Origin of the sequence: Micromonospora sp. NPDC000089 (genome assembly GCF_042899365.1) — a bacterium.
Lineage (GTDB): Bacteria > Actinomycetota > Actinomycetes > Mycobacteriales > Micromonosporaceae > Micromonospora.
On sequence record NZ_JBIAZT010000009.1, the window covers coordinates 168691 to 193694 of the forward strand.

The 25004-nt window shown below is 75.8% G+C and carries 25 protein-coding genes; 8 read left to right on the plus strand and 17 right to left on the minus strand.

What is annotated here, in order from left to right; translation table 11 throughout:
- Positions 1-111: 111 nt before the first annotated feature.
- A complete protein-coding gene (locus ACFY3U_RS18480) occupies positions 112-2097 on the plus strand; it encodes an AAA family ATPase (RefSeq protein WP_387202737.1) in 1986 nt (661 codons plus the stop codon).
- A gap of 59 nt (positions 2098-2156) precedes the next feature.
- Here ACFY3U_RS18480 and ACFY3U_RS18485 read toward each other — a convergent pair whose 3' ends face one another.
- The 10 genes from ACFY3U_RS18485 to ACFY3U_RS18530 form a co-directional block, all read right to left on the minus strand.
- The gene (locus ACFY3U_RS18485) at positions 2157-3170 is read right to left on the minus strand and encodes an ABC transporter ATP-binding protein (protein ID WP_387202740.1); all 1014 of its coding nucleotides are present in this window, start codon (positions 3168-3170) and stop codon (positions 2157-2159) included.
- Positions 3167-4210, minus strand: a complete 1044-nt coding sequence (locus ACFY3U_RS18490) for an ABC transporter ATP-binding protein (protein WP_387202743.1) — start codon at positions 4208-4210, stop codon at positions 3167-3169. Before ACFY3U_RS18490 ends, ACFY3U_RS18485 begins: the two co-directional genes overlap by 4 nt.
- The gene (locus ACFY3U_RS18495; protein ID WP_387202746.1) at positions 4207-5121 is read right to left on the minus strand and encodes an ABC transporter permease; all 915 of its coding nucleotides are present in this window, start codon (positions 5119-5121) and stop codon (positions 4207-4209) included. Before ACFY3U_RS18495 ends, ACFY3U_RS18490 begins: the two co-directional genes overlap by 4 nt.
- The gene (locus tag ACFY3U_RS18500; RefSeq protein ID WP_387202749.1) at positions 5118-6062 is read right to left on the minus strand and encodes an ABC transporter permease; all 945 of its coding nucleotides are present in this window, start codon (positions 6060-6062) and stop codon (positions 5118-5120) included. Before ACFY3U_RS18500 ends, ACFY3U_RS18495 begins: the two co-directional genes overlap by 4 nt.
- 10 nt (positions 6063-6072) lie before the next feature.
- On the minus strand, positions 6073-7611 hold the full coding sequence (locus tag ACFY3U_RS18505; RefSeq protein WP_387202751.1) for an ABC transporter substrate-binding protein: 1539 nt from the start codon (positions 7609-7611) through the stop codon (positions 6073-6075).
- A 198-nt stretch (positions 7612-7809) separates the two neighbouring features.
- Positions 7810-8400, minus strand: a complete 591-nt coding sequence (locus ACFY3U_RS18510; RefSeq protein WP_387202753.1) for a dienelactone hydrolase family protein — start codon at positions 8398-8400, stop codon at positions 7810-7812.
- Positions 8401-8447: 47 nt separating this feature from the next.
- The gene (paaI, locus tag ACFY3U_RS18515; protein ID WP_387202756.1) at positions 8448-8864 is read right to left on the minus strand and encodes a hydroxyphenylacetyl-CoA thioesterase PaaI; all 417 of its coding nucleotides are present in this window, start codon (positions 8862-8864) and stop codon (positions 8448-8450) included.
- A gap of 1 nt (position 8865) precedes the next feature.
- Positions 8866-10173, minus strand: a complete 1308-nt coding sequence (paaK, locus tag ACFY3U_RS18520) for a phenylacetate--CoA ligase PaaK (protein ID WP_387202759.1) — start codon at positions 10171-10173, stop codon at positions 8866-8868.
- A 79-nt stretch (positions 10174-10252) separates the two neighbouring features.
- Positions 10253-11212 carry a zinc-binding dehydrogenase gene (locus ACFY3U_RS18525; RefSeq protein WP_387202762.1) on the minus strand — a complete coding sequence of 320 codons (960 nt, stop codon included), beginning with the start codon at positions 11210-11212 and terminating at the stop codon, positions 10253-10255.
- 88 nt (positions 11213-11300) lie between these two features.
- Positions 11301-11753, minus strand: coding sequence for a MarR family winged helix-turn-helix transcriptional regulator (locus tag ACFY3U_RS18530; RefSeq protein WP_387202765.1), 453 nt, complete (start codon positions 11751-11753; stop codon positions 11301-11303).
- Between the two features lie 137 nt (positions 11754-11890).
- Here ACFY3U_RS18530 and ACFY3U_RS18535 point away from each other — a divergent pair, with 137 nt between their 5' ends.
- From ACFY3U_RS18535 to crcB, 3 genes are all read left to right on the plus strand, one after another.
- Positions 11891-13129: an MFS transporter gene (locus tag ACFY3U_RS18535; protein ID WP_387202768.1), complete on the plus strand. Its 1239-nt coding sequence runs from the start codon at positions 11891-11893 to the stop codon at positions 13127-13129.
- 258 nt (positions 13130-13387) lie between these two features.
- Complete coding sequence (locus ACFY3U_RS18540) at positions 13388-13876, plus strand: fluoride efflux transporter FluC (protein WP_387203030.1); 489 nt, start codon at positions 13388-13390, stop codon at positions 13874-13876.
- The gene (gene crcB / locus ACFY3U_RS18545; RefSeq protein WP_387202771.1) at positions 13873-14235 is read left to right on the plus strand and encodes a fluoride efflux transporter CrcB; all 363 of its coding nucleotides are present in this window, start codon (positions 13873-13875) and stop codon (positions 14233-14235) included. The genes ACFY3U_RS18540 and crcB overlap by 4 nt, the downstream gene beginning before the upstream one ends.
- Positions 14236-14271: 36 nt before the next feature.
- Here crcB and ACFY3U_RS18550 read toward each other — a convergent pair whose 3' ends face one another.
- From ACFY3U_RS18550 to ACFY3U_RS18560, 3 genes are all read right to left on the minus strand, one after another.
- Positions 14272-14607 (minus strand): hypothetical protein, encoded by a 336-nt coding sequence (locus ACFY3U_RS18550; protein ID WP_387202774.1) that lies wholly within the window; start codon positions 14605-14607, stop codon positions 14272-14274.
- 96 nt (positions 14608-14703) lie between these two features.
- Positions 14704-15600, minus strand: a complete 897-nt coding sequence (locus tag ACFY3U_RS18555; protein WP_387202777.1) for an aldo/keto reductase — start codon at positions 15598-15600, stop codon at positions 14704-14706.
- A gap of 82 nt (positions 15601-15682) precedes the next feature.
- A complete protein-coding gene (locus ACFY3U_RS18560) occupies positions 15683-16906 on the minus strand; it encodes an MFS transporter (RefSeq protein ID WP_387202780.1) in 1224 nt (407 codons plus the stop codon).
- Positions 16907-17069: 163 nt separating this feature from the next.
- Between ACFY3U_RS18560 and ACFY3U_RS18565 the strand changes: the two genes are divergently transcribed.
- Positions 17070-18056 carry a LacI family DNA-binding transcriptional regulator gene (locus ACFY3U_RS18565; RefSeq protein WP_387202783.1) on the plus strand — a complete coding sequence of 329 codons (987 nt, stop codon included), beginning with the start codon at positions 17070-17072 and terminating at the stop codon, positions 18054-18056.
- A gap of 22 nt (positions 18057-18078) precedes the next feature.
- Here ACFY3U_RS18565 and ACFY3U_RS18570 read toward each other — a convergent pair whose 3' ends face one another.
- Together ACFY3U_RS18570 and ACFY3U_RS18575 are read right to left on the minus strand one after the other, a co-directional pair.
- On the minus strand, positions 18079-19203 hold the full coding sequence (locus ACFY3U_RS18570) for an aromatic acid exporter family protein (protein ID WP_387202786.1): 1125 nt from the start codon (positions 19201-19203) through the stop codon (positions 18079-18081).
- A gap of 85 nt (positions 19204-19288) precedes the next feature.
- Positions 19289-20110 carry an NmrA family transcriptional regulator gene (locus ACFY3U_RS18575; RefSeq protein WP_387202789.1) on the minus strand — a complete coding sequence of 274 codons (822 nt, stop codon included), beginning with the start codon at positions 20108-20110 and terminating at the stop codon, positions 19289-19291.
- A gap of 86 nt (positions 20111-20196) precedes the next feature.
- Here ACFY3U_RS18575 and ACFY3U_RS18580 point away from each other — a divergent pair, with 86 nt between their 5' ends.
- On the plus strand, positions 20197-21129 hold the full coding sequence (locus ACFY3U_RS18580; protein ID WP_387203033.1) for an AraC family transcriptional regulator: 933 nt from the start codon (positions 20197-20199) through the stop codon (positions 21127-21129).
- A 56-nt stretch (positions 21130-21185) separates the two neighbouring features.
- Positions 21186-22346, plus strand: coding sequence for an FAD-dependent monooxygenase (locus tag ACFY3U_RS18585; protein WP_387202792.1), 1161 nt, complete (start codon positions 21186-21188; stop codon positions 22344-22346).
- 84 nt (positions 22347-22430) lie between these two features.
- Here ACFY3U_RS18585 and ACFY3U_RS18590 read toward each other — a convergent pair whose 3' ends face one another.
- On the minus strand, positions 22431-22859 hold the full coding sequence (locus ACFY3U_RS18590) for an NUDIX domain-containing protein (protein ID WP_387202795.1): 429 nt from the start codon (positions 22857-22859) through the stop codon (positions 22431-22433).
- 4 nt (positions 22860-22863) lie between these two features.
- Positions 22864-23880 (minus strand): adenosine deaminase, encoded by a 1017-nt coding sequence (locus tag ACFY3U_RS18595; RefSeq protein WP_387202797.1) that lies wholly within the window; start codon positions 23878-23880, stop codon positions 22864-22866.
- 227 nt (positions 23881-24107) lie between these two features.
- Here ACFY3U_RS18595 and ACFY3U_RS18600 point away from each other — a divergent pair, with 227 nt between their 5' ends.
- Positions 24108-24911, plus strand: a complete 804-nt coding sequence (locus ACFY3U_RS18600) for an LppM family (lipo)protein (protein WP_387202800.1) — start codon at positions 24108-24110, stop codon at positions 24909-24911.
- Positions 24912-25004: the final 93 nt, after the last annotated feature.

The following is a 25004-nucleotide window of genomic DNA, read 5'->3' on the forward strand; positions in this document are numbered from 1 at the left end:
TGGTTGCGGGCCGCCGACATACGTCGTTCGGCAGATCCCCCGACGGCCCGGTGGTGACAGGGTCGGTGACGTCGTCAGGCACCGCTTCGGGGGGAAAGGGTGGTGGGTCCGATGTCACTGTCCATGCTCCGCACCGGTCACGAGGTCGCCGCCGCGACCGGCTGGCCGGTGCCGGAGGAGCGACGCACGGTCAGCGTGCTCTTCGCCGACATCGTCGGCTCGACCGCGCTGACCGAGGCACTCGACCCGGAGGACGTCCGGGCCCTGCAACGCGCCTACTTCGACACCGTCGGCACGGTGCTGCGCCGGTGGCAGGGCGTGGTGGAGAAGTACGTCGGCGACGCGGTGATGGCGTTGTTCGGCGCCCGCCGCTCGGACGGGCTGGACGAGTACCGCGCGGTGCGGGCGGCGCTGGAGATCCAGGCCGCGCTGGACCGCCGGGCGATGCCGGGGGGCGTCGCGCTGCGGGTCCGGGTGGGGGTCGCCACCGGGGAGGCGATGGTCGACCTGGCCGCCGCGCGCGACGGCGGGCACGGCGCGGCCAGCGGGGCGGTCACCACCACCGCGGCCCGGCTCCAGGAGTACGCGCCGGCCGGCGGCGTGGTGGTCTGCGCGGCCACCCACCGTGCCACCGCCGGGTGGATCGAGCAGCACCCGCTCGCCCCGGCCGCGCTGGCCGGCAAGGCGGCGCCGGTACGGGTCTGGCGGCCCGTCCGTCCCGTCCGGCCGCGGCCGGCGCCGCACGTCGGCCCGCTCGTCGGCCGGCGGCGGGAACTCGCCGTCGCGGCGGACCAGATCGCCCGGGCCACCCGGGAACGGCGGCCGCGCTGGGTGGCGCTGATCGGGCCGGACGGGATCGGGCGCAGCCGGCTGCTGCACGAGCTCCGCCGGTCCACCCGGCTGGTGGACGGCGCTCCGGTGCGCTGGTGCGTGGCCTACTGCCCGCCGTACGCCGAGGACGTGCGCGGGCCGATCGCCGAGCTGCTGCGCGACCTGGCCGGGGTGCCGGACGACGCCGGCGACCCGACCGTGCGCCGCCGGCTGGCCGCCCTGGTCCACGACCTGGTGCCCGCCGACCGGGCCGCCCCGACCGTCGACGCGCTGGCCGCGCTGCTGCGGGCGCCGGACCGGTCGCTGCCGGCGGTGCGCGGCGCCACCGCGTTCCGGCAGGTGCTGCTGGCGTCGGCGGCCCGGCGACCGCTGGTGGTGGCGGTCGACGACCTGGACCGCGCGGCACCGGAGCTGCGCCGGTTCCTGCACACCCTGTTCACCCTGGCCACGGTGCGCGGGCTGCCGCTCACGGTGGTCGGCACGCACCGCCCGGCGCCGACCGACCCGCCGCCCGCCCCGGCCGACCGGTACGCCCCGGTCGTGCTGCCCCCGCTCGGCACGGTGGACAGCGGCCGGCTGCTGCGCGGACTACTCACCCGCGCCGGCCGGCCGGCGGCGGCCGCCGCCCGGCTGCTGCCGCTGGTCGCCGGCGTCCCCGGGTACGCGGCCGCCTACGCCACCACGGTGGACCTCGGCCCGGCGGAGCCGGCGCTGCCCGAGACGCCGCGCCGCGCCGCGGCGGCCCGGCTGGACCGGCGCGACGGCCGGGAGCGCGCGGTGCTGATGGCCACGGCGACGCTCGACCGGGCCACCGGCGCGACGGTGGACCGGCTGCTCGACTGGGCGCCCGGCCAGGCGGCGCCGTTGCTGCGCCGGCTCGCCGCCGACGGGCTGGTGCGCCGCTTCGCGCACGGCGGGTACGCCGTGCCGGACCCGGCCCTGCGCCGGGTCGCCCGGGACCGGCTGCCCCGGGCGGTGCGCGCCGAGTTCGCCCGCCGCGCCGCCGAGCAGCCCCGACCGGGGTCGCCGGCACCCGCCCCGTCGCCGGCACCGGCCGCTGGGCTCGTGCCGTCGGCCGCCGGGGCGACGGTGCCGGCGGTCGCCGTGCTGCGGGCCGCCGCGGCGCGGCCGCACCTGGCGGTCCAGGGCGTGGCACGGGAACCCGTCGGGTGGGCCGGCCAGGCGGACCGCGTCGCGGGCCGGCCGGGGCAGCCCATCACCGGCCGGCCGCGGTCCGGCGACCCGCCGGTGCCGCGGGCCGCCTGAGCACCCGACCACCGACCGTCCCCGGGCAACGCCGAGCGGGCGTGGGTCGGTGGCGGTGGTCAGTCGGCCCGGTCGGCGGGGGCCGGGTCGGCCGTCATCGCCCGGACCGCCGTGCCGGCGTACCAGCAGGCGGCGTGCTGCCCGGGGGACACCTCGGCCAGCGGCGGTTCGGCTTCGGCGCAGTTCGGGCGGGCCTGGGGGCAGCGGGTCCGGAACCGGCAGCCGCTCGGGGGTTCCGCCGGGCTCGGCATGTCACCGGCGAGGACGACCCGCCGGCGCTCCCGCTCGACCCGCGGGTCCGCCACCGGGATCGCCGACAGCAGCGCCGCCGTGTACGGGTGCGCGGGCTGCCGCCAGAGCTGCGTCGGGGTGCCGGTCTCCACGATCCGGCCGAGGTACATCACCGCGATCCGGTCGCTCATGTGCTCCACGGCGGCCAGGTCGTGCGCGATGAACAGGTAGGTCAGGCCCAGCTCCCGTTGCAGCCCGCGCAGCAGGTTCATGATCTGGGCCTGCACGCTGAGGTCGAGCGAGGCGATCGGCTCGTCCAGGACGATCAGGTCCGGCTCGCCGGCCAGCGCCCGGGCGATGCCGACCCGCTGGCGCTGCCCGCCGGAGAGCTCGTGCGGGTGCCGGCCGGCCAGCTCGGCCCGGAGCCCGACCATCTCCAGCAGCTCGGCGACCCGGCGCCGGCGGTCCTCGGCGCTCGCCGCCAGCCGGTGCACCACCAGCGGCTCGGCGATGCTCGCGCCGACCGTGCGGCGGGGGTCCAAGGAGGCCTGCGGGTCCTGGAACACCATGGCCACCCGCCGGCGCAGCGCGCGCAGCCGCCGCCGGGACCAGCCCGTCACGTCCTGGTCGCCGACCCGGATCCGGCCGCCGGTCGGCACGACGAGCCGCAGCAGCGCCAGGCCGGTGGTCGACTTGCCGCTGCCGGACTCGCCGACCAACCCCAGCGTCTCGCCTCGGCGGACGGCCAGCGAGACACCGTCCACGGCGCGCACCGGCGGCCCGCCCGGGCCGGGGAACCAGACCTTGAGGTCGTCCAGTTCGGCGACGGTCGCCGTGGTCACCGGGCCTCCCCGAGCGGATAGAAGGTACGCACCAGGTGCCCCGGCGCGACCGGGGCCAGCGGCGGCAGCTCGTGCTCGCAGCGGGCGTCCCCGCGCACCGGGCAGCGCGGCCAGAAGGCGCAGCCCGGCGGCAGGTCGAGCGGGCTGGGCGGGGCGCCCGGGATGGCCGCCAGGTCGTCACCCCCGCCGCCGGGTGTCGGCCGGGCGGCCAGCAGGGCCCGGGTGTACGGGTGCGATGGCGCCCCGAACACCGCGTCGACCGGGCCCTGCTCGACGATCCGGCCGCCGTACATCACCGCCACGGTGTCCGCGATGCCGGCCACCACGCCGAGGTCGTGGGTGATCCAGACGACGGCGGTGCCGAGCCGGCGGCGCAGGTCGTCGACCAGCTCGACGATCTGCGCCTGGGTGGTGACGTCCAGCGCGGTGGTCGGCTCGTCCGCGATCAGCAGGTCCGGCTCGCAGGCCAGCGCCATCGCGATCACCACCCGCTGCCGCATGCCGCCGGAGAACTGGTGCGGGTAGGCGTCCACCCGCCGGTCCGGGGCGGGGATGCCGACCAGGTCCAGCAGCTCGACCGCCCGCGACCGGGCCTGGCGACGGGTCAGGCCGAGGTGCTCCTCGCCGGCCTCGGCGACCTGCCGGCCCACGGTGAGCACCGGGTTGAGCGAGGTCATCGGGTCCTGGAAGACGAAGCCGACGTGCCGGCCGCGCATCCGGCGCCGGTGGGGCTCGGCCATCGTGGTCAGCTCCTCCCCCAGCAGCCTGACCCGACCGGTCACCCGGGCGGTGCGCGGGGCCAGGCCGGTGGCGGCGAGCACCGACATGCTCTTGCCGCTGCCGGACTCGCCAACCAGGGCGAGGGTCTTCCCGGCGGGCACCGACCAGTCGACGCCGGCGACCGCTCGGACCGGGCCCCGCCGGCTGCCCAGCGTCACGGTCAGCTCCTCGACCGCGAGCACCGGTCGCTCGGTGTCAACGCGGTCGGGGTCGGCGCGGTCGGGGTCGGCGCGGGGCGTGGGTACGAGGTGCTCGCTCATCCGGTGCTCCTTCGCGCCTCGCCGACGGTGAGCTGGCGCGGGTCCAGCACGTCCCGCAACGCGTCGCCCACCAGGTTGAAGGCGAGCACGGTCAGGAAGATCGCGGCGCCCGGGAACACCCCGAGCCACCAGGCGTCGGTGACGAAACCGCGCCCGTCGTAGAGCATCCGCCCCCAGGCCGGCGCGGGCGGCTGCACCCCGAGCCCGAGGAAGGACAGCGCCGCCTCGGAGAGGATGGCGAAGGCCAGCGACAGCGAGGTCTGCACGATCAGCGGCGCGGCGATGTTGGGCAGCACGTGCCGCCGGATGATCCGCAGGTCCGAGGCGCCGATCGAGATGGCCGCCCGGATGAAGACCTGCTCCCGCACCGACAGCACCCCGGCCCGGGTGACCCGGGCGAAGATCGGCGTGTAGACCACCCCGATGGCGACCATCGCGGTGACCAGTCCCGGCCCGAGCACCGCCACGATCGCCACCGCGAGCAGCAGCACCGGGAACGCGAACAACACGTCCATCGCCCGCATCAGCACGTTGTCGGCCCAGCCGCGGTACCAGCCGGCGAGCAGGCCGACCGTGACCCCGACCAGCAGCGCGATCCCGACGCTGACCAGGCCCACCTCCAGCGACACCCGGGCGGCGACGAGCACCCGGCTGAGCACGTCCCGGCCCAGCTCGTCGGTGCCGAACGGGTGGTCGAGGCTGGGCGGGCGCAGCATCCCGTCCACGTCGATGTCGTTGATCCCGGCGGGCGCCAGCCACCGGCCGGCCACCCCGACCACCAGCAGTACGAGCAGCACCAGGGTGCCGACGACGGCGAGCGGGTCGTGGCGCAACGCGGCCAGCGCCCGGCGTACGGTGCTGTCGCTCTCCCGCGCCGGCGCCGCGGCGGGCGGGGTGTCCAGCGCGGTCATCGGACCGTGATCCTCGGGTCGAGCCGGGCGTAGAGGACGTCCACCAGCAGGTTCATCAGCAGGAAGAGGCAGGCCACGAAGAGCACCGCGCCCTGCAGCACCGGGTAGTCGCGGGCCTGCACCGCGTCGTACGTGAGCCGGCCGATGCCCGGCCAGGCGAACAGCACCTCGATCACGATCACCCCACCGATCAGGCTGGCCAGCTGCACGGCCACCACGGTGACCACCGGGATCAGCGCGTTGCGCAGCACGTGCCGGACGACCACCACCCGGGGCCGCAGGCCCTTGGCCTCGGCGGTGCGGACGAAGTCCTCGGCGAGCACCTCCAGCACCGAGGAGCGGATGAAACGGGTGAGGATCGAGGCGGTGACCAGGCCGACCGCCGCGGCGGGCAGCACCACGTGCGAGGCCCAGCGGGCCGGGTCCTCGGTGAGCGCCACGTAGCCCGACGGCGGCAGCCAGCCCAGCACCCCGGCGAAGAGCAGGATGCCCATGATGCCCATCCAGAAGTCGGGGACGGAGACCCCGAACTGGCTGAACACCCGGGCCGCGTGGTCGAACACGGAGCCGTTGCGCACCGCCGAGAGCACGCCGAGCGGGAAGGCGACCAGCAGGGCGAGCAGCACCGCGGTGACCGCCAGCGACAGGGTGGCCGGCAGCCGCTGCAGCACGATCGCGGTGACCGGCTGGCCGCTGCGGAAGCTCACCCCCAGGTCACCGGTGACCGCGTGGGCGACGTAGCTGAGGTACTGCTGCAGCAGCGGCCGCTCCAGGCCGGACCGGGTCCGCAGCGCGTCGTACGTCTGCTGGTCGAAGCGGGTGCCCAGGGAGACCCGGACCGGGTCGCCCGGGACCAGCTGCAGCAGCAGGAAGACGACGAGCGTCACCCCCAGCAGTACGACGACCGACTGCAGCAGTCGCCGCAGGACGAAGCGTCCCATCCGGGCCGCCTCAGCGGGCCAGCGCGACGTCGCGGAACCGGATCGCCCGGTCGGGGCGGGCCTGGTAACCGGTCACCTTCTTGGACCAGCCCTGCACCACGTCCGGGTTGTAGAGGTAGATGTAGCTGGCGTCGTCGACGATCTGCTTGGCGGCCTGCTCGTAGGTGCGCTTGCGGGCGGCCTCGTCGGTCTGGGTGCGGGCCTGGTCGAGCAGCGTGTCCACGGCCGGGTTGCGGTACTTGTGGAAGTTGAACGTGCCGCCGCTGTGGTGCTGGGCGTAGTAGAACTCGTCCGGGTCGAGGTTACCCAGCCAGCCCAGCATGAACGCGTCGAAGCCGCCCTTGCCCTGCTCGTCGAGCCACTGGGCGAAGTCCAGGGTACGGATCTTCGCGGTGATGCCGACCTCCTTGAGCTGGGCGGCGATCACCTGGGCGGCGGTGACCGTCTCCGGGTACTCGCTGGTCACCATCAGGTCCATGGTCAGCCCCTTGACCCCGGCGGAGTCGAGCAGCTGCTTGGCCTGCGCCGGGTCGTGCGTGTACGGCGCGTAGTCGACGTGGAAGGGGCTGCCCTTCGGGATCGCGGTCTGGTTCACCGTGGCCAGGCCGAACTTGGCGGCCTTGGTGATCGCCTCCCGGTCCAGCGCGAAGGCCACCGCCCGGCGCACGGCCGGATTGTCGTACGGCTTGCGGGCCTCGTTGAGGGCGAGGTACCAGTAGTCGGTCGACGGGGTGGTCTCGACGGTCAGCTCACCGCCCTCACGCAGCGACGCGACCTGCTGGGGCGGCAGGTTGTCGGTCCACTGGACCTCGCCGCCGCGCAGGTTCTGCAGGGCCACCGTGGGGTCCTTGACGAAGGTGAAGGTGACCCCGTCGAGCTTCGGCTTCTGCCCCCAGTACGCGTCGTTGCGGACCAACTTGATGCTGTCGCCGGAGGTGTAGCTGGCGACCGAGAACGGCCCGCTGCCGACCGGCTTGGTCTTCACCGCGCCGGATTCCACGTTGGACTTCTCGACGATCGCCACCCCCTTGAAGCCGCCGAGGTTGGCCAGCAGGTTCGGGGTTGGGGCGGTCAGCGCGATCACCACTGTGGTCGGGTCGGGCGCGGTCACCGACTTGACGGTGGTGAACTTGTACGACGAGTTCAGCTTCTGCTTGATGACCCGGTTGTACGAGTAGACGACGTCCTCCGAGGTCAGCGGGGAGCCGTCGGAGAACTTCACCCCGTCGCGCAGGGTGAAGGTCCAGGTGAGCTGGTCGGCGCTGGTGGTCCACTTCGTCGCCAGCGCCGGGCCCATCTTGAGGTCGGGCCCCGGCTCGACCAGGGTGTCGTAGACGTTCTCCAGCACCTCGAAGCTGTAGTAGGCCGAGGTCTTGTGCGGATCGAGCTGGTCCGGCTCGCCACCGATGGCGGCGGCCAGCGTCCCGCCCGCGCCGGCGCCGGCCGACGCCCCGCCGCCGTTCACGTCGACGCCCTCGCCGGTGCTGCAGCCGGCCGCGCCGGCCAGGACCAGCGCGAGCGCCGCGGCGGTCATCCTCGATCCGGACATGGACACGGTCCCCCTCCGTCGCCTGGCAGATCAAAAATGCGAGTCTTCTCGGCTAAGTGGGGCGATGTCAATGAATCGGCGCAAATTTCGGGGAACCTGCGCCGGGCACGCCGGTGACCGCCGGCCCGCGGCGTCCACCCGCGACCGTCTTGCCGCGGCACCGGTCGACCGTCCCACCGTCCCCGCGGCGATCGACCGTCAAACCTCCACGGCGGACGGTGCGGCCGGACCGGCCAGGAAGGCGAGGCTGCGGTCCCAGGTCAACGCGGCCGCCCCCGGATCGGAGTCCCGCGTGCCGGGGTCGGTGAACAGGTGCCCGGCGCCGAGGTAGCGGAACACCTCCAGCCGGGCGCCGGCGGTGGTCATCGCCCGCTGCCAGTCGTCCACGTCCTCCTGCGGCTCGTACTCGTCCGGGTCGGCCAGGTGCAGCTGCACCGGCAGCCCGGGCCGGACCTGGACCGGATCGCCGCCGGTGCCGTGCCAGAGCAGCAGGCCGGCCGCCGCCGGCCGGTCGGCCAGCAGGGCGCCGGCCAGCCCCGCCCCCATCGACCAGCCGGCGAGCACCACGTCGGGCGGCAGCGGCGCGACCGCCGCCCGGGCCCGGCGCAGCACCTCGTCGTGGCCGATCCGGGCCAGCAGCGCGAAGCCGCCCTCGGCGGAGTCGGCCGCCGGTTCGCCGTACAGGTCGGGTGCGGTGACCCGGTGCCCGGCGGCCCGCAGCCGGTCGGCGGCGACCCGCACCGCGGGCCGGAGGCCGAACACCGAGTGGAAGAGCGCGACGTGTGCCATCCGGCCATGCTGCCGCAGCGACCCGACGGTACGCGGGCGCCGCGCGGTCAGCCCCCGGGCCGGTCCGCGAGGGTACGACTGCGACCGCGGAACTCGGCGACCACCTCGTCGCCGCGGGCGACGGTGACGTCGTAGATGCCGCTGCGGCCGTACCGGGTGCGCTCGGTGGCGGTCGCGGTGAGCAGGTCGCCCTCGCGCACCGGGCGCAGGAAGCTGATCTCCCCGCCGGCGGCGACGGTGACCGGCCCGTGGCTGTTGCAGGCCAGCGCGAAGGCCGTGTCGGCGAGCAGGAAGACGAAGCCGCCGTGCCCGATCGCGTGGCCGTTGAGCATCGCGGCGGTCACCCGCATCCGGGCGACCGCGCCGCCGTTCCCGGCGCAGACCAGCTCGATGCCGAGCCCCTTGGACGCGACGTCGGCGTCGAACATGTCGTGGGCCGCGGTGCGGCCGTCGGAGTCGGTCATCTCAGCCCGCCCGGCGCTGGTCGACGATCCGCCGCATCTTGCCCATCGAGCGTTCCACGCCGTCCGGCTCGATCACCTGCACCGTGACGCTCACCCCGACGGTGTTCTTGACCAGCTCGACCAGGGCGGCGCCGGCCCGCTCGGCCGAGACCGGGTCGACGCCGGCCCGGCGCTCCACCTTCACCGTCAGGGTGTCCAGCCGGCCAGCCCGGTCCAGCACGCACTGGAAGTGCGGGGACAGCTGCGGGGTACGCAGGATCAGCTCCTCGATCTGGGTGGGGAAGACGTTCACCCCCCGGACGATCATCATGTCGTCGGTCCGCCCGGTGATCTTCTCGATCCGGCGCATCGGTCGGGCGGTGCCGGGCAGCAGCCGGGTGAGGTCCCTGGTGCGGTAGCGGACCACCGGCATCGCCTCCTTGGTGAGCGAGGTCAGCACCAGCTCACCCCGCTCGCCGTCGGGCAGCACCGCCCCGGTGACCGGGTCGATGATCTCCGGGTAGAAGTGGTCCTCCCACAGGTGCAGCCCGTCCTTGGTCTCCACGCACTCGACGGCCACCCCCGGACCCATCACCTCGGACAGGCCGTAGATGTCCAACGCGTGCATGTCGAGCCGCCGCTCGATCTCCCCGCGCATGTCCTCGGTCCACGGCTCGGCCCCGAAGATGCCCACGGCTAGCGAGGTGGACCGGGGGTCGATCCCCTGCCGTTCCATCTCGTCCACGATGGCCAGCAGGTAGCTCGGGGTGACCATGATGACCTCAGGCTCCAGGTCGCGGATCAGGGTCACCTGCCGCTCGGTCATCCCGCCGGAGACCGGGATGACCGTGCAGCCCAGCTCCTCGGCGCCGTAGTGGGCGCCCAGGCCACCGGTGAACAGGCCATACCCGTACGCCACGTGCACCCGGTCGCCCGGGCGGCCGCCGGCGGCGCGGATCGAGCGGGCCATCAGCCGGGCCCAGGTGCGCAGGTCGTCGGCCGTGTAGCCGACCACCGTGGGCCGGCCGGTGGTGCCGGAGGAGGCGTGCAGCCGGGCGATCCGCTCGCGCGGCACCGCGAACATCCCGTACGGGTAGTTCTGCCGCAGCTCGGCCTTGCCGGTGAACGGGAACCGGGCCAGGTCGGTCAGCTCCCGGCAGTCGTCCGGGTGCACGCCGCGCGCCTCGAACGCGGCCCGGTAGTGCGGGACCTGGTCGTACGCGTGCCGCAGCGACCACCGCAGCCGGTCGAGCTGCACCGCCCGCAGCTCGTCCACCCCGATCCGCTCGACGGGTTCCAGCTCCTCGGCCGACGGGACGCGGTCCTGCACACGGGCCTCCTGTGCTCGCACCGGCGCCGGGGTACGCCGACGGTGCGTACCGTACGCCCGCGCCGGGCCGCCCACCAGCTCAGCGGGTGATCAGCAGGGCCTTGCCGACCACCGTGCGCTGCTCGATCGCGCGGTGTGCGTCGGCGGCCCGTTCCAGTGGGAAGGTACGCCCGATCAGCGGGGTGATCGTGCCGGCGGCGAGCGCGTCCACCGCGCGGACCAGCTGCCGGTGCGCCTGCTCCGGCGCGTACCGCACGTCGCGGATGCCCAGCGTGGTGATCCCGCGCAGCCGGGCGGCGTCGGGGTCCGGCGCGGCGAAGTCGCCCGCCGGTCGGCCGTGCGCGGAGAACCGGCCGCCGGGGACCAGCAGGTCCAGCGCTTCCCGGCCGTAGGATCCGCCCGCGCCGTCCAGCACCACGTCGACGCCGCCGAGGGCCGCCCGCACCGGGTCGGTCCAGTCCGGCGCGCTGTAGTCGACGGCCACGTCGGCGCCGAGACGGCGGACGGCGTCGAGCTTGGCCGCACCCCGGGCGGCGCCCACCACGGTGGCGCCGGCGGCCCGGGCGAGCTGCACCAGCAGCGCCCCCATTCCGCCGGCCGCGGCGGTGACCAGCACCCGATCCCGCGGGCCCGCCTCCAGCAGCTCCATCAGCCCGTACGCGGTGACCCCGTCCCGGGTCACCGCGGCGGCGTCCGGCAGAGCCGCCCCGTCCGGCACCGGCACCAGGCTGTCGACGGGGACGAGCACCTGGTCGGCGTACCCGCCGGCCCGGGTGACCATGCGGCGACCGACCCAGGCCGGGTCGACGCCCGCGCCCACCTCGGCGACGGTGCCGGACACCCCACCCCCCGGCCGGTACGGCGGCCGCTGCGGGAACCAGTCCGTCATCGCCCCGGAGCGGATCGCCGTCTCCACCCAGATCACGTCGACGGCCGCCACGTCGACGAGCGCCTCGCCGGCACCCGGTGGCCCGGCCGGCCCCTCCACCAGCCGCAGCACCTCCGGACCGCCGAACCGGTCCACCTCGATCGCCCGCATCGTGCCTCCCGCCCCCGTCGGTTCGTCAGCGCCGAGCGTCCTAGATGAAGCGGGGTTGAGGTCAACTGTGGCGTGCGCCACGCACGGCTCAGGAGGCCGGGGCGGGCAGCCGGTGCAGGGCGTCAACGAGCGGCGCCAGCTCGGGCGTGCGGTCGGCCTCGGCGAGGGCGTCGGCCAGCACCCGGTCGTGGGTGGGCCGGGCCCGGGCCAGCAGCTGGGAGCCGGCGGGGGTCAGCTCGGTGTAGATGCCCCGCCGGTCGTCGGCGCAGAGGATCCGGGTGAGCAGGCCACGATCCTCCAGGCGGGTGACCAGCCGGGTGGTGGCGCTGCCGGAGAGCGCGGCGGCCCGGGCGAGCTGCCGCATCCGCATGTGCCAGCCGTGCTGCCGGGACAGCGCGTCCAGCACGGTGAACTCGACCACGGACAGGTCGTGCTCGGCCTGCAGGGCGCGCTCGAGAGCCGTCTCGATCAGGCCGTGCAGGGCGGCGAGCGTCCGCCAGCCCTGTGCGCGGATCTCCACCGCGTCGTCGCCGATGCCCATCGGAACCCCTCCCGCTGTGATCCGGCCGACCGCCACGCTACCACGCTTGCGCCGATATGGCGCGTGTGCAACTATCTCATTTCGTGCGCCGGTAATTGCAGGCGCGTTCTATTGTCGCTCGCACGGTTAGGACCGTCATGTCCCTTCCCCTCCGACCCACCCGGAACCGGTCGCTCCCGGCGGGCCTGGTCGCGCTCGCGGTGGGCGCCTTCGGCATCGGGCTCACCGAATTCGTGATCATGGGGCTGCTGCCCCAGGTAGCCGCCGACTTCGCGGTCACCGAGTCGGTCGCCGGCTGGCTGATCTCGGGTTACGCGCTCAGCGTCGCCGTCGGCGGCGTGGCGCTCACCGCCGCGGTGACCCGGCTGCCCCGCAAGTACGTGCTGCTCGCGCTGATGGTGCTGTTCATCGTGGGCAACCTGCTCTCCGCGCTGGCCGACACGTACGCGGTGATGCTGGCCGGGCGGATCGTCGCCGCGCTCTGCCACGGCGCCTTCTTCGGCATCGGCGCGGTGGTCGCGGCCGGCCTGGTCGCCCCGGCCCGCCGGGCCGGCGCGGTGGCGATCATGTTCACCGGGCTGACCGCCGCCAACGTCCTCGGCGTCCCGTTCGGCACCTTCCTCGGCCAGCAGTTCGGCTGGCGGTCGACGTTCTGGGCGATCACCGGCATCGGCGTCGTGGCGCTGGTGGCGTTGGCAGTGCTCGTGCCGGGGCGGGAGACCGCCACCGGCGACGCGCCCGCCGGTGGGCTCAGCGGCGAGCTGCGCGCCTTCGCCCACCCGCAGGTCTGGTTCTCGCTGCTGATCACCGTGCTGGGCTTCGGCGGCATGTTCGGCGCGTTCACCTACATCGCGTACACGCTCACCGAGGTCAGTGGGTTCGCCACCGGAACCGTGCCGTGGCTGCTGATGCTCTTCGGCGCCGGCCTGTTCGCCGGCAACCTGCTCGGCGGCCGGGCCGCCGACCGGTCCGTGCACCGCACCCTGCTCGTCGTCCTCGCGGTGCTCACCGTGGTGCTGGTCGGCTTCGCGCTCACCGCGGCCAATCCGGTGGCGACCGTGCTGTCGCTGGTGCTGATGGGCGCGTTCGGCTTCGCCACCGTGCCGCCGCTGCAGATGCGGATCATGGGGTACGCCCGGCAGGCGCCCACCCTCGCCTCGGGCGCGAACATCGCCGCGTTCAACCTGGGCAACGCGTTCGGCGCCTGGATCGGCGGGGTCACCATCAGCGCCGGCCTGGGCTACACCTCGCCCATCTGGGCCGGGGCGGCGCTCACCCTGGCCGGCCTGGGCGTGCTGCTCGGCGCCGGCCGGCTGGCCCGCCGCGAGCACCCGGCCGCGTCGCCCGACCGGGAGCCGGTCACCGCGGCGGGCTGACGCCCCGCCTCCGCCCCGCCCCGGGCGGGGAAACCACCGGAAGTGGCCGGCGCTCGGGAAGGGCCCGCAGTCGGAAGGCCCGCGGTCGGGAGTGACCGGCGGTCGGAAGGGCCGGCGGTGGAACGGCCGAAGCGTCGGCGCGCTCGCCGGGAGCGGGCCGACGGGCCGGGCTATGCTCGCCGACGCGGCGCAAGCCCGCCGCCTCGCCGCCCGCGGCCCCGCTCGCCGTCGCGGGAACCGGTCCAGGCCGGCGCACGACTGGGAGGACAGGTGACCGGACCGACGCCCCGGCGGATCGACCCGGACGTCGACCTGCGCCTGCCCGCCGACCGGCGGGAACTCGCCCCGCACCCGGCGCCGCTGCTCGGCACGATCGCCGCCGGCGGGGCGCTGGGCGCGCTGGCCCGGGCCGGCGTGCAGGCGGCGCTGCCGCACTCCCCCACCGGCTTCCCCTGGGGCACCTTCGCGGTCAACGTCGTCGGCTGCCTGCTGATCGGCGCGCTGATGGCCACCCTCGCCCGGCGGACCGCCGGCCCGCTGGTCCGTCCGTTCCTGGGCGTCGGCATGCTGGGTGGATTCACCACCTTCTCGGCCTACGTGGTGGACGTGCGGCTCGCTGTGGTGGCCGGGGCGGCGTGGACCGCGCTGGCGTACCTGGTGGCCACCCTGCTGGCCGGGCTGACCGCGGTCGCGGTCGGCGACGCGCTGGCGGCGCGGTTGCTGGGCCGGAACGGAGGCGACGGGTGACGGTGCTGCTGATCGCGCTCGGGGCCGCCGTCGGCGCGCCGCTGCGCTACCTGACCGACCGGGTGGTGCAGGCCCGGCACGACTCGCCCCTGCCCTGGGGCACGCTGAGCGTGAACGTCGCCGGGTCGCTGCTGCTCGGGGTGCTGGTCGCGGTGCCGGCCGGGCCGGCGGTGACCGCGCTGCTGGGCACCGGCTTCTGCGGGGCGTTGACCACCTGGTCCACCTTCGGCTACGAGACGGTACGCCTGGCGCGGGACGGCCGGCGGACGGTCGCGCTGGTCAACGTGCTGGTCAGCGTGGCAGCCGGGCTCGGCGCGGCGGTGTTGGGCGCGGCGCTCACCCGGCTCGCCGTCAGGTGACCGGACGGCTCACCGGCGGTACGGGCGGGCGGCCGGTCAGCGGGCCCGCCGCTCCGGATGGGCCCGGTTCCAGTCCCGCATCCGCTGTGGATACCCGGTCTTCGCCGCCTCGTACAGCGGCACCGAGTGCCGGTGCGCCAGCTTCGCGGCCGCCGCCGGGGTGCCCGTACGGCGGCGGATCCACTCGCCGTCGTGGGCGATCGCCGCGACCGTGGTGTCGGTGGCGGTGGTCTCCGGCTCGAGGTAGAACTCCACCCCGCGCCGGCTGGCCACGAACTCCTCCAGCGCGGCCAGGTCGCTCCGGTCGCCCTCCCGGTCCAGCTTCGTCGGGGTGCCCTGGCCGCCGCGCGGCCGCCGGTTGAACCAACCCATCTGCCCGCTCCCTCCCTCGTCCGTGCCCACCAGTGCACCACCGCTTCCTGGCAACCGGCTGCAAGCCCGGTGCACGGTGGCTGGGCGGGCCCCGGGTCAGCCGAGCGCCGCCAGCTCCGCGGGGGTCAGCCGGAGCGCGCCGGCCGCCACGTTCTGCGCCAGGTGGTCCGGGTCGCCGGTGCCGGGGATGGCCAGCACGTGCGGTCCCCGGTGCAGGGTCCAGGCGAGGCGTACCTGCTGCGGGGTGGCGTCGTGGGCGGCGGCCACCGCGAGGACGGCGTCGCCTTGCCCGGTGCGGGCGCCGCCCTCCCGGTTCGCGCCGGCCAGGGCGAAGAAGGGTACGAAGGCCACGCCCCGCTCGCCGCAGGCGCGCAGCAGGTCGTCCTGGTCGCCACGGTTGTCGATCGCGTAGTTGTTCTGCACGCAGGCCACCGGCGCGATCGCCGTCGCCTCGTCGAGGTGGTCGAGGCGCACGTTGGACAGGCCCAGCTGGCGGATCAGCCCGGCGTCGCGCAGCTCGGCGAGGGCGCCGAACGCCTCAGCCACGGAGTCCCGGCCGGGCCGCTTCACGATCCGCAGGTTGACCAGGTCAAGCTGGTCGCGGCCGAGCCGGCGCAGGTTCTCCTCGACCTGGGCGCGCAGCTGCGCCGGCGCCGCCGCCTCGGTGAGCCCGGTGGCCGGGTCGTACCCGAAGCCGACCTTGGTGGAGATCAGCAGGTCGTCCGGGTACGGGGCGAGCGCGGCGCGGATCAGCTCGGTGGCGTACCGGGCCGGGCCGGTGCCGACGTTCAGTGTCCCGCCCGGCGAGACGTAGAACGCGGCGGTGTCGATGTGGTTGACGCCCAGCTCGACGGCTCGGCGCAGCACCCGGATGGCCCGGTCGGGGTCGGGGTGGGCGGTGATCCGCATCGAGCCGAAACCCATCCGGCGTACGGCCCGGTCGCCCAGCGTCCAGGTGCCCGCGGCGGCCGCGGTGATCTCCTCGGTCGGCATCCGGCGACCCTAGCCAGCGCCGGCTGCCCGGCGCAGTCGGCCGGGCGCCCGATACCGGGAACGGCCCGCCGCGGCTAGGGTTCTAGGTGTCGGAGCGGCCCGCCGGTGGGCGGAGCACCGGCACCAGCGCCAGCGTCGGGATCAGCAGCACCGGCACCACCAGCAGCGCGGGCAGGATGCCGACCCGGTCCCCGAGCAGCCCGAGCACCGGCGGCCCGGCCAGGAACGCCGTGTAGCCGATCGTGGCGACCACGCTCACCCGGGCCGGCGCCCGGTCCTCCTCGTCGGCGGCGGCGCTCATCCCCACCGGGAACCCGAGCGAGGCGCCCAGCCCCCAGAGGACCACGCCGGCGATGGCCACCGGTCCGGAGCCGGCCAGCACCGCCAGGCTCGCGCCGGCCGCGGCGAGCAGGATGGTGCCGAACACCACCCGCACCCGCCCCCAGCGGTCGATGGCCACGGTGCCGGCGGTCCGGCCGAGGGTCATGCCGGCGACGAACACGCCGAACACGGCCGCGCCGGCCGCCTCGCTCACCCCGTACCCGTCGACGAAGGCGACCGCGAGCCAGTCGTTGGCGCTGCCCTCGGTGAACGCCATGACCAGCACCAGCAGGCCGATCAGCAGGGTGCGCGGCTCCCGCCAGGCGGCGACCAACCCGCGCCGCCCCGCGGTGGAGTCGTGGGCCGGCGCCGGCCCGGGCAGGAACGCCCGGGCGCCCAGCACGGTGCCGGCCAGCACCACCGCGGCCACCACCGCCAGGTGGGCGCTGACCGGCACGCCGAAGCGGGCGGCCCCGGCGCCGAGCCCGGCGCCGGCCACCGACCCCAGGCTCCAGGCCGCGTGGAACCGGGGCATCACCGTCCGGCCCAGTCGCCGCTCGACGGCCGCGCCCTCCACGTTCATCGCCACGTCGCAGGTGCCCGAGCCGTAGCCCAGCGCGAACAGGCCGACCGCCACCCCCGGCAGCGAGCCGGCCAGCCCGGCGGAGAGGCCCACCCCGACCAGCCCGAACGCCACCAGGCAGGTGGCGAGCACCACCGTGCGGGCCGGCGCCAGGCGTTGGGTGACCAGGCCGGCGGTGGACAGCGCCAGCACCGCGCCGCCGGACATGGCCAGCAGCAGCAGGCCGAGCCGTCCGGCGCTGAGCCCGAGCGCCTCGCGGACCGCCGGCACCCGGGCGAACCAGGACGCCACGGCGAGGCCGTTGAGGGCGAAGACCAGGGCGACGCCGTTGCGGGCCACCAGCACCGCCCGGGGTACGGCGGTGGCGGCTGGTGCGGTGACCGTCGGGTCGGCTTGCCTCACGGTGGTCCTCTCGTCGGCGGTGGGCTCGACGATCGCACACCTGAGAGCGCTACCAGCGCAAGCCGTACCGCCCCTTACCAGAGGCCGGGACGGCGAGGGATGATGGCTGCTGGAGAGCGCTCCCAGGCCTGGTGGGGCGCACCGCCGGTCGCTGGAGGACGAGATGACGATGTCGCGCCGCCCGGCCACCCTGGACGACGTGGCCCGGCTGGCCGGGGTGTCCCGGTCGACCGCCAGCCGGGTCGTCGCGGGCACCGGCTTCGCCTCCGCGGTGGCCCGGGACCGGGTCCGGGCCGCGGTGGACCACCTCGGGTACGTGCCGGACCCGGCGGCCCGCGCGCTGGTGCGTGGCGCCGGCGTACGCCTGGTGGTGGCGGTCGCCGGGGCCACCGCCGAGGTGCTGGACGACCCGTACGTGGAGCGGGTGGTCGCGGCCGCGGCTCGGGCCGGCGCCGAGTACCCGGCCGGGGTGGTGCTGCACTGGCTGCCGCTGCGCGACCCGGGGGCGCTGCGCCGGCTCGCGCAGGACCGGGGCGTCGCCGGGGTGGTGCTGGTGAACACCACCGGGCCGCTGCTGGACGCGGTGCCCGACGCGCTACGCGGGCGGGTGGCCTCGATCGGGATCGGCTCGCGGTGGGTGCCCTCGTTCGACGTGGACAACGGCGGCGGGGCCGGCCAGGTGCTGCGCCACCTCTACGACTCGGGTCGGCGCCGGATCGCCATGGTCACCGGCCCGGGGTGGCTGCCGTGCGCCGACCGGTCGGTCGACGCGTACCGGCGGCTGGCGGGGGCGGCCGGGCTGCCGGTCCGGCTGCTGCCGGGCGACTTCACCGCCGAGCGGGGACGCGCGGCGGCGCGGGAACTGCTGGCCCGCTGGCCGGACACCGACGCGGTGTTCGCGGTGAACGACCTGACCGCGTTGGGCGTGCTCGCCGTGCTGCGCGAGCGCGGGGTGCGGGTGCCCGGGGACGTGGCGGTGGCCGGCTTCGACGACATCCCGCCCGCCGCCCTGCACTCCCCCGCCCTGACCACCGCCAGCCACCCGGTGGGCCGGATCGCCGCCGCCGCGGCCACCGCCGTGCTGGAGCGCCGGCCCGCGCCGCCGGTGACCGCGTTCCCGTCCACCCTGGTCCGTCGGGCGAGCGCCTGAAACCGGCGTCCGGGCGCGCGGGTCAGACCGGGGGCAGGCCGAGCGCGTCGTCGACCCGGGCCAGCACGGCCGCGTCGTCGTCGGCGCGTACGCCGCGCAGCAGGTCGATGGCGGTGGCCCGGATCTGTCCGACGATCATCACCAGCGGCAGGGTCTGCGCCGGGGCGAAGAGCCGGCCGGCCATCCGGACCGCCGCCAGCGCGGCGGTGTCGGCCCGTTCGGCGTGCCGGTCGCCGACCTCCTCCGCGCCCTCCAGGTCGGCGGCGATGGCGGCGCCGACGGCCCGCACCGCCTCGGCCAGGTGCCGCAGCGCCGCGCCCAGGTCGGGCGGCACGGGGGTGGGCAGCCGGCTGAACGTCACCCCGGCCCGGGCCAGCACCCGCACGTTGCGGACCGCGTAGTCGAGCTGGCCGACCGAGGCGTCCACGGTCCGCAGCCGGCCGAGGTGCCGGCGGCGGCGGACGTTGAGCCGTACCGCCTCGCCGGCGGCGAGCACCGCGCCGCGCAGCCGCTCCACCCCGGCGTCCAGCGCGCGGGCCCGTTCCAACGCCTCGATCGCGGCCGCCTCGTCGTGCCGGTCCAGCCCGTCGGCCACCGCCTCCAGTGCCTCGGCCAGCCCGTCGTACGCGCGGCGGAACTCGGCGACCAGCGGGGCGAGCGGCCGGCGGGCGTCGATCAGCTGGCTGGCGACCACCGCCACGCCGCCGCCGATCAGCGCGTCGACGAACCGGAACGGGATCAGCGACTCGGTCGGTGGGGCGACCACCACCAGGTAGAGCGCGGAGACGGCGGCCTGCACCACGCTGATGGTGCTCGCGCCGATAGCCACGGCCAGCGCGATGGTGAGCAGGATGACGGTGAAGACGGTCCAGGTGCTACGCGGCCCGAGGGCCTGGATCACCAGGTCGGCCACCAGCACACCGGCGGCCACTCCGAGCACCAGCTCGACCGCCCGGCGGACCCGCTGCCCGCGCGCCTGGCCGAGCACGATCAGGGCGGCGGCCGGGGCGAAGAACGGCTGCGGGTGGCCGACCAGCCGGGTGGCCAGCAGCCAGGCGATCGTCGCGGCGAGGGTGGTCTCCACCACCGGCAGCCAGCCCTGCCGCAGCCGAGCGGCGGACTCGGCGAACCAGCTCCACCGGACCATGCCGCCTCCTCCACCCGCCCGGACCGGCCCCCACCGTAGCCCGGGCCGGCGCCCGCCACCCGGGTGCGCCGGTGATCCGTTCCGGTCAGCGCCGCCAGGCGTCGGCGGCGCCCGCGGCGTACCGGGTGAAGTCGCCGGGCGGACGGCCGAGCGCCCGACGCACGCCGTCGGTCGGCGCGGCGTTGCGCCCGTCCAGGACCTCGGTGAACAGGTACGTCAGCAGGCCCGCCACCTCTTCGGGCACCTCGGCGGCGGTCAGCTCGTCGGCGTACTCGTCGACGGAGACCGGGACGAAGCGCACCGGCCGGCCGGCGGCCGCGGCGATCTCGGCGACCGCCTCGGCGAAGGTCAGCGCCCGCGGCCCGGTGAGCTCGTGCACCACGCCGGGCGGCAGGTCGCCGGTGAGCGCGGCGACCGCCACGTCGGCGATGTCGTCGGCGTCGACGAACGGCTCGGGCACGTCGCCGACCGGCAGCGCGACCTCGCCGGCCAGCACCCCGTCCCGCAGGTACCCCTCGCTGAAGTTCTGCGCGAACCAGCTTGCCCGCAACACCGTGCAGTCCGGCCCGGCGGCGGCCACCGCCCGCTCCGCCGCCGCGGCGGCCGGCTCACCGCGCCCGGACAGCAGCACGATCCGCCGGACCCCGTGCCGCCCGGCGAGCTCGGCCAGCGCGCCGACCGTCCCGGCGGCACCGGAGGCGGCGAGGTCCGGCTGGTACGCCAGGTAGAGCGCGCCGACGCTGCGTAGAGCCGGCGCCCAGGTGTCGGGGTCGGTCCAGTCGAACGGTGGGGTGCCGGCGCGGGAGCCGATCCGGACGGGAAGGCCGCGCGCGGTCAGCCGGGACGCGACCCGGCGGCCGGTCTTGCCGGTGCCGCCGAGGACGAGGGTCTTCTCAGGTGCGGTCATGCGCCCAGTCAACCGCCGTACGGCTGGACGCTGAATGGTTCGTCGTCGCCGAAGCATGCGCAGGCGTCTACCCTTCAGGGGTGGACATGCTCACCGGGCTGCTGGACGGGCCGCGGGCGCGGGGCGCGTTCCTGCTCCGCTCGCTGCTGGATCCGCCGTTCGCGCTGCGCATCGAGGACCGGGCGCCGCTGACCGTGGTCGCCGTGGTCCGGGGCGGCGCCTGGGTGGTGCCGGACGACGGGTCGGCCGAGCCGCTGCGCCCGGGGGACGTGGCGGTGCTGCGCGGGCCCGACGCGTACACCGTCGCCGACGACCCGGCCACCCTGCCGCAGGTGGTCATCCATCCCGGCCAGCGCTGCACCACGCTGCGCGGCGAGCCGCTGGCCGCCACCCCGTCGCTCGGGGTGCGCACCTGGGGCACCGGCGCGCCTGGCGACACCGTGCTGCTCACCGGGACGTACCAGCTGCCCGGGGAGATCAGCCGGCGGCTGCTCAACGCGCTGCCGGCGCTGCTGGTGGTCCGGGCGGACGACGGGAACAGTCCGCTGGTCGGGCTGCTCGCCGACGAGGTGGTGCGCGACTCCCCCGGCCAGGAGGCCGTCCTGGACCGACTGCTCGACCTGCTGCTGATCGCCGCCCTGCGCAGCTGGTTCGACCGGCCGGGCACGGCCCCGGCCTGGTACGCGGCCGCCGGCGACCCGGTGGTCGGCCCGGCGCTGCGGCTGCTGCAGAACGACCCGGCCCGCCCGTGGACGGTGGCGTCGCTGGCCGCCGAGGTGGGGGTGTCCCGGGCGGCGCTGGCCCGCCGCTTCACCGACCTGGTCGGCGAGCCGCCGATGGCCTTCCTCACCGGTTGGCGGCTGAGCCTCGCCGCCGACCTGCTCCGCGAGCCGGAGGCCACCCTCGGCGCGGTGGCCCGGCAGGTCGGCTACGGCAGCCCGTTCGCGCTCAGCACCGCATTCCGCCGGGTGCGCGGGCTCAGCCCCCGGGAGCACCGGGCCCGCGTCCCGGTGAGCTGACACCGGGCCTTCACCGGCCGGTGAAGGCGGCGAGCACGGTACGGAAGGAGGCGGGGATGGCCGGACACGCGGTGGTCGTCGGCGGCGGGATCGGCGGCCTCGCCGCCGCGCTCGCCCTGCACCGGACGGGTTGGCGGGTGACCGTGCTGGAACGCGCGCCACAGGCGCGCGAGTTGGGCACCGGCATCACCCTGATGGCCAACGCGCTGCGCGGGCTGGACGCGCTCGGCATCGGTGCGGCGGTGCGGGCGCAGGGCCGGACCGAGGCGCCGGGTGGCCTGCGCACCCGGCGTGGGCGCTGGCTGTCCCGGGTGGACGCCGCGGAGATGACCCGGCTGCTCGGCACCACCGCCCTCGGCGTGCACCGGACCACGCTGCACGGCGTCCTGCGCGCCGCGCTGCCCGCCGGCACGTTGCACACCAGCGCCGAGGCGACCGATGTGACGTCCGGCCCGGACCGGGCCGTGGTCAGCTACCGGCGGCACGGTGAACCCGCCGAGCTGAGCGCCGACCTGGTGGTGGCCGCCGACGGCCTGCGCTCGGTGCTGCGCGCCCGGCTCTGGCCCGACATCCCGGCACCGGTCTACGCCGGCGCCACCACCTGGCGGGCGGCGATCCGCTGGACGGACCCGCTGCCGACGGCGGTGAGCTGGGGACGGGCCGCCGAGTTCGGCATGGTCCCGCTGGGCCCCGGCCAGGTGTACTGGTACGCCGCGATCACCGCCGCGCCGGGCGGTCGCGCCCCGGACGAGCTGGCCGAGGTGCGCGCCCGCTTCGGCGACTGGCACCACCCGATCCCGGCCCTGCTCGCCGCCACTCGACCGGACGAGGTGCTCCGACACGACCTGCACCACCTCGCCACCCCGCTGCCCTGCTACGTGACCGGCCGGGTGGCGCTGCTCGGCGACGCCGCGCACGCCATGACGCCGTACCTGGGTCAGGGCGCCTGCCAGGCGATCGAGGACGCGGTCACGCTCGGCGTGGTCTGCGCGGGCGGCGCGGGCGGCCTCGACACCGCGCTCGCCCGGTACGACCGCGAGCGGCGCCCCCGCAGCCAGGAGGTGGCCCGGGCGTCCGACCGGATCGGACGGTTCGGCCAGCGGCTGCGCAACCCGGTGGCGGTCGCCCTGCGCGACACCATGGTCCGGCTCACCCCGTCGGCGGTGGCGCTGCGGCAGGCGGCCCGCTACGCCGACTGGCACCCGCCCCGACGCTGAGCGGGGCGGCGGAGGCCGGCAAGCGGCAGCCGCCGGCTCACCGGCCGCCCCGGTGCGGACCGCGGCGGCTGGTGAGCCGGCGGCTCAGTGGGCGGCGGCGGTGACCAGGGCGGCGTAGTCGGTCGAGGCGAGGAACCCGGTCAGCACGTCGACCGTGCCCGGGGTGAACGGCCGGCCGTCGAGCACCTGGTCGCCGGGGACGAAGACGATGGCCGCGCCCTCACCGAGCACCACGTCCCCCTGCCCGGCCCGGGTGGGCGCCCAGAAGTAGTGCTTGACCCGGTCGAGCTCGGGCAGCCGCTGCACCGCGTACGGCCGCAGCGGCGCATCGGGAATCAGCCCGGTCTCCTCGTACAGCTCGCGCAGGGCGGTCTGCTCCGGTGTCTCCCCGGGCTCGGCGTGGCCGCCCGGCAGCCCCCAGACGTTCGGGTGATGGGGCGCGTGGTCGTCGCGCAGCTGCAGCAGCAGCCGACCGGCCGGATCGACCAGCAGCACGCAGGAGACGGAGGGCACGCGGTCAGGGTAGTGGCGACGGTCCGCCGGCGTGGTCCCCCGTGGACGGTGCCGCCCCGGCCGGCTCGCCGTACGCCAACGCGCCCAGGTCGGCCAGCAGAGCGCGGGTGGTCGCGTCGCAGAGCGCGCCGGCCAGCCCCGCCCGGTACGCCGACGCGGCGTCCACGCCGAGGCCGGCCGCGACGGCGTACTCGTCGGTGAGGGTGAGGTCGAAGATCGCCGGGTCGTCGGTGGAGACCGAGCAGGCCACCCCGGCCGCGGCCAGCCGGGTCACCGGGTGCGGCCGGTCGGCGATCGCGACGCCCAGGCGAAGGTTCGAGGTGGGTGTCACGTCCAGCACGACACCCCGGTCGACCAACTCGGCGACCAGGTCGCGGTCGTCGACGGCGCGTACCCCGTGGCGGATCCGGACCGCGCCCAGGGCCAGCACCTCGCGGACCGCCTCGGGGCCGGCCGCCTCGCCCGCGTGCGGGACGAACGGCAGCCCGCCGTCGGCGGCGATCCGCACGGCCCGGGCGTGCGGGGCGGTCGGGAAGCGGCCCTCGGCACCGGCCAGCCCGAAGCCGACCACGCCCCGGCCGGCGAAGCGGGTCGCCACCCGGGCGGCCCCCTCGGTGAGGCCCACGTCGTGGCCCCGGCAGATCTGCGGGGTCAGCCCGATCGCCACCCCGAACCGCTCCCGCGCCTCGGCGGCCGCGTCCACGCTCGCGGAGAGCACGTCGGCCCAGCTCAGCCGCGGTTCGAAGTCCAGCGTCGGCTCGAGGTAGACGGCGCCGTGGTCGGCCGCCTCGGCGGCGTACGCCAACAGGCCGCGCCGGTAGTCCTGCGGCGTACGCAGGCAACCGGTGACGGCGTTCCAGGCGGCAATGAAGTCGTACAGGTCGGTGAAGTGCCCGGCCGGTGCCGCGGGCGCGGGCAGGCCGTGGCCCCGGGCGATCTCGGCGAGCAGGCCGGGGCGTACGGCGCCCTCCAGGTGCACGTGGAGTTCGATCTTCGGGGTCTGCCACTGGGCGGGGGTCATCGGATCTCCGTCGGTGCGTGCCGGTCGGGCACCGTCCACCCTGGCGGCCGACGCTCGGCAGGTCATCCCCCGAGCGAGGGAAATGGCGTCGGCCGAATCCTTCAGAATATCCGCCGGAATCGTTTCCGACACTCGGCCGAAAGGGAGCGAGCGCGGGTAAGAAGGGTGACAGCGTAATGACTGATCGCTGACTGCTGACGGTTAGGTGGATCACACACACTGTGCCCATGATGACGGGACACGTACCCGGCAGGGCATTCCGCGTCGCGGTGTGCCTGGCCCTGGTGGCGCTGCTGGCCGGGTGCATGCAACTCAACGTCGGGCTCACGGTCAACGCGGACGACACGGTCGACGGGCAGCTCCTGCTGACCGCCGAGAAGTCCCTGCTCACCAACCGGAATCCCAACGTGGTGGCGGCCTTCGCCGACATGCGGCAGTACATTCCCCCGCTCCCGCCGGGCGAGGAGACCGTCTACCAGGACAGCAGGTACTACGGCACCCAGATCAGCTACCGGCACACCCCGCTGAAGGATTTCACCAGCGGCAGCATAAAATTGTCGCGGGACAATGATCTGTACCGCTTCAGTTTCCCGCTCGACCCCACGAAATACGGCGGAAAGATAGCCGAACAGACGCCGCAGAGTCAGCAGGCCTTCCTCAAGCTGATGTCGTTCGAGATCTCGGTGACCTTTCCCGGTCGGGTGATCGACTCCAACGGCACGGTCAGCGGCCGCTCGGTCACCTGGCAGGTGCCCTCCCAGCGCGACAAGCCGACCGAGCTGCGGGCGGTGGCCGAGGCCCCACCGCGGCCCTCCAACGCCGCCAGCCCGGCGGCGGCCGCCGGCGACGGCGGCGGGTTCCCCTGGCTGATCGTCGGCGGCGGGCTCGTCCTGGTGCTGGTGGCCGGCGGGGTGGTCGCCGTTCTGCTGCTGCGGCGCAGGCGTCGGCCGGGCGCTGCGACCTCCGGCCCGGCCCCCGCGGCGGCCGGTCCCGCCCCGGCGCCGCCGGTCGACCATCCCGGACCGGCCTGACCGGCCGGGCCACCCGCCACCCGCCACCCGCCACCCGCACCAACCCTCACCGCACCCCGCCGACGGGTCGGGCCCAGGCCCGGCCGCCGCGGC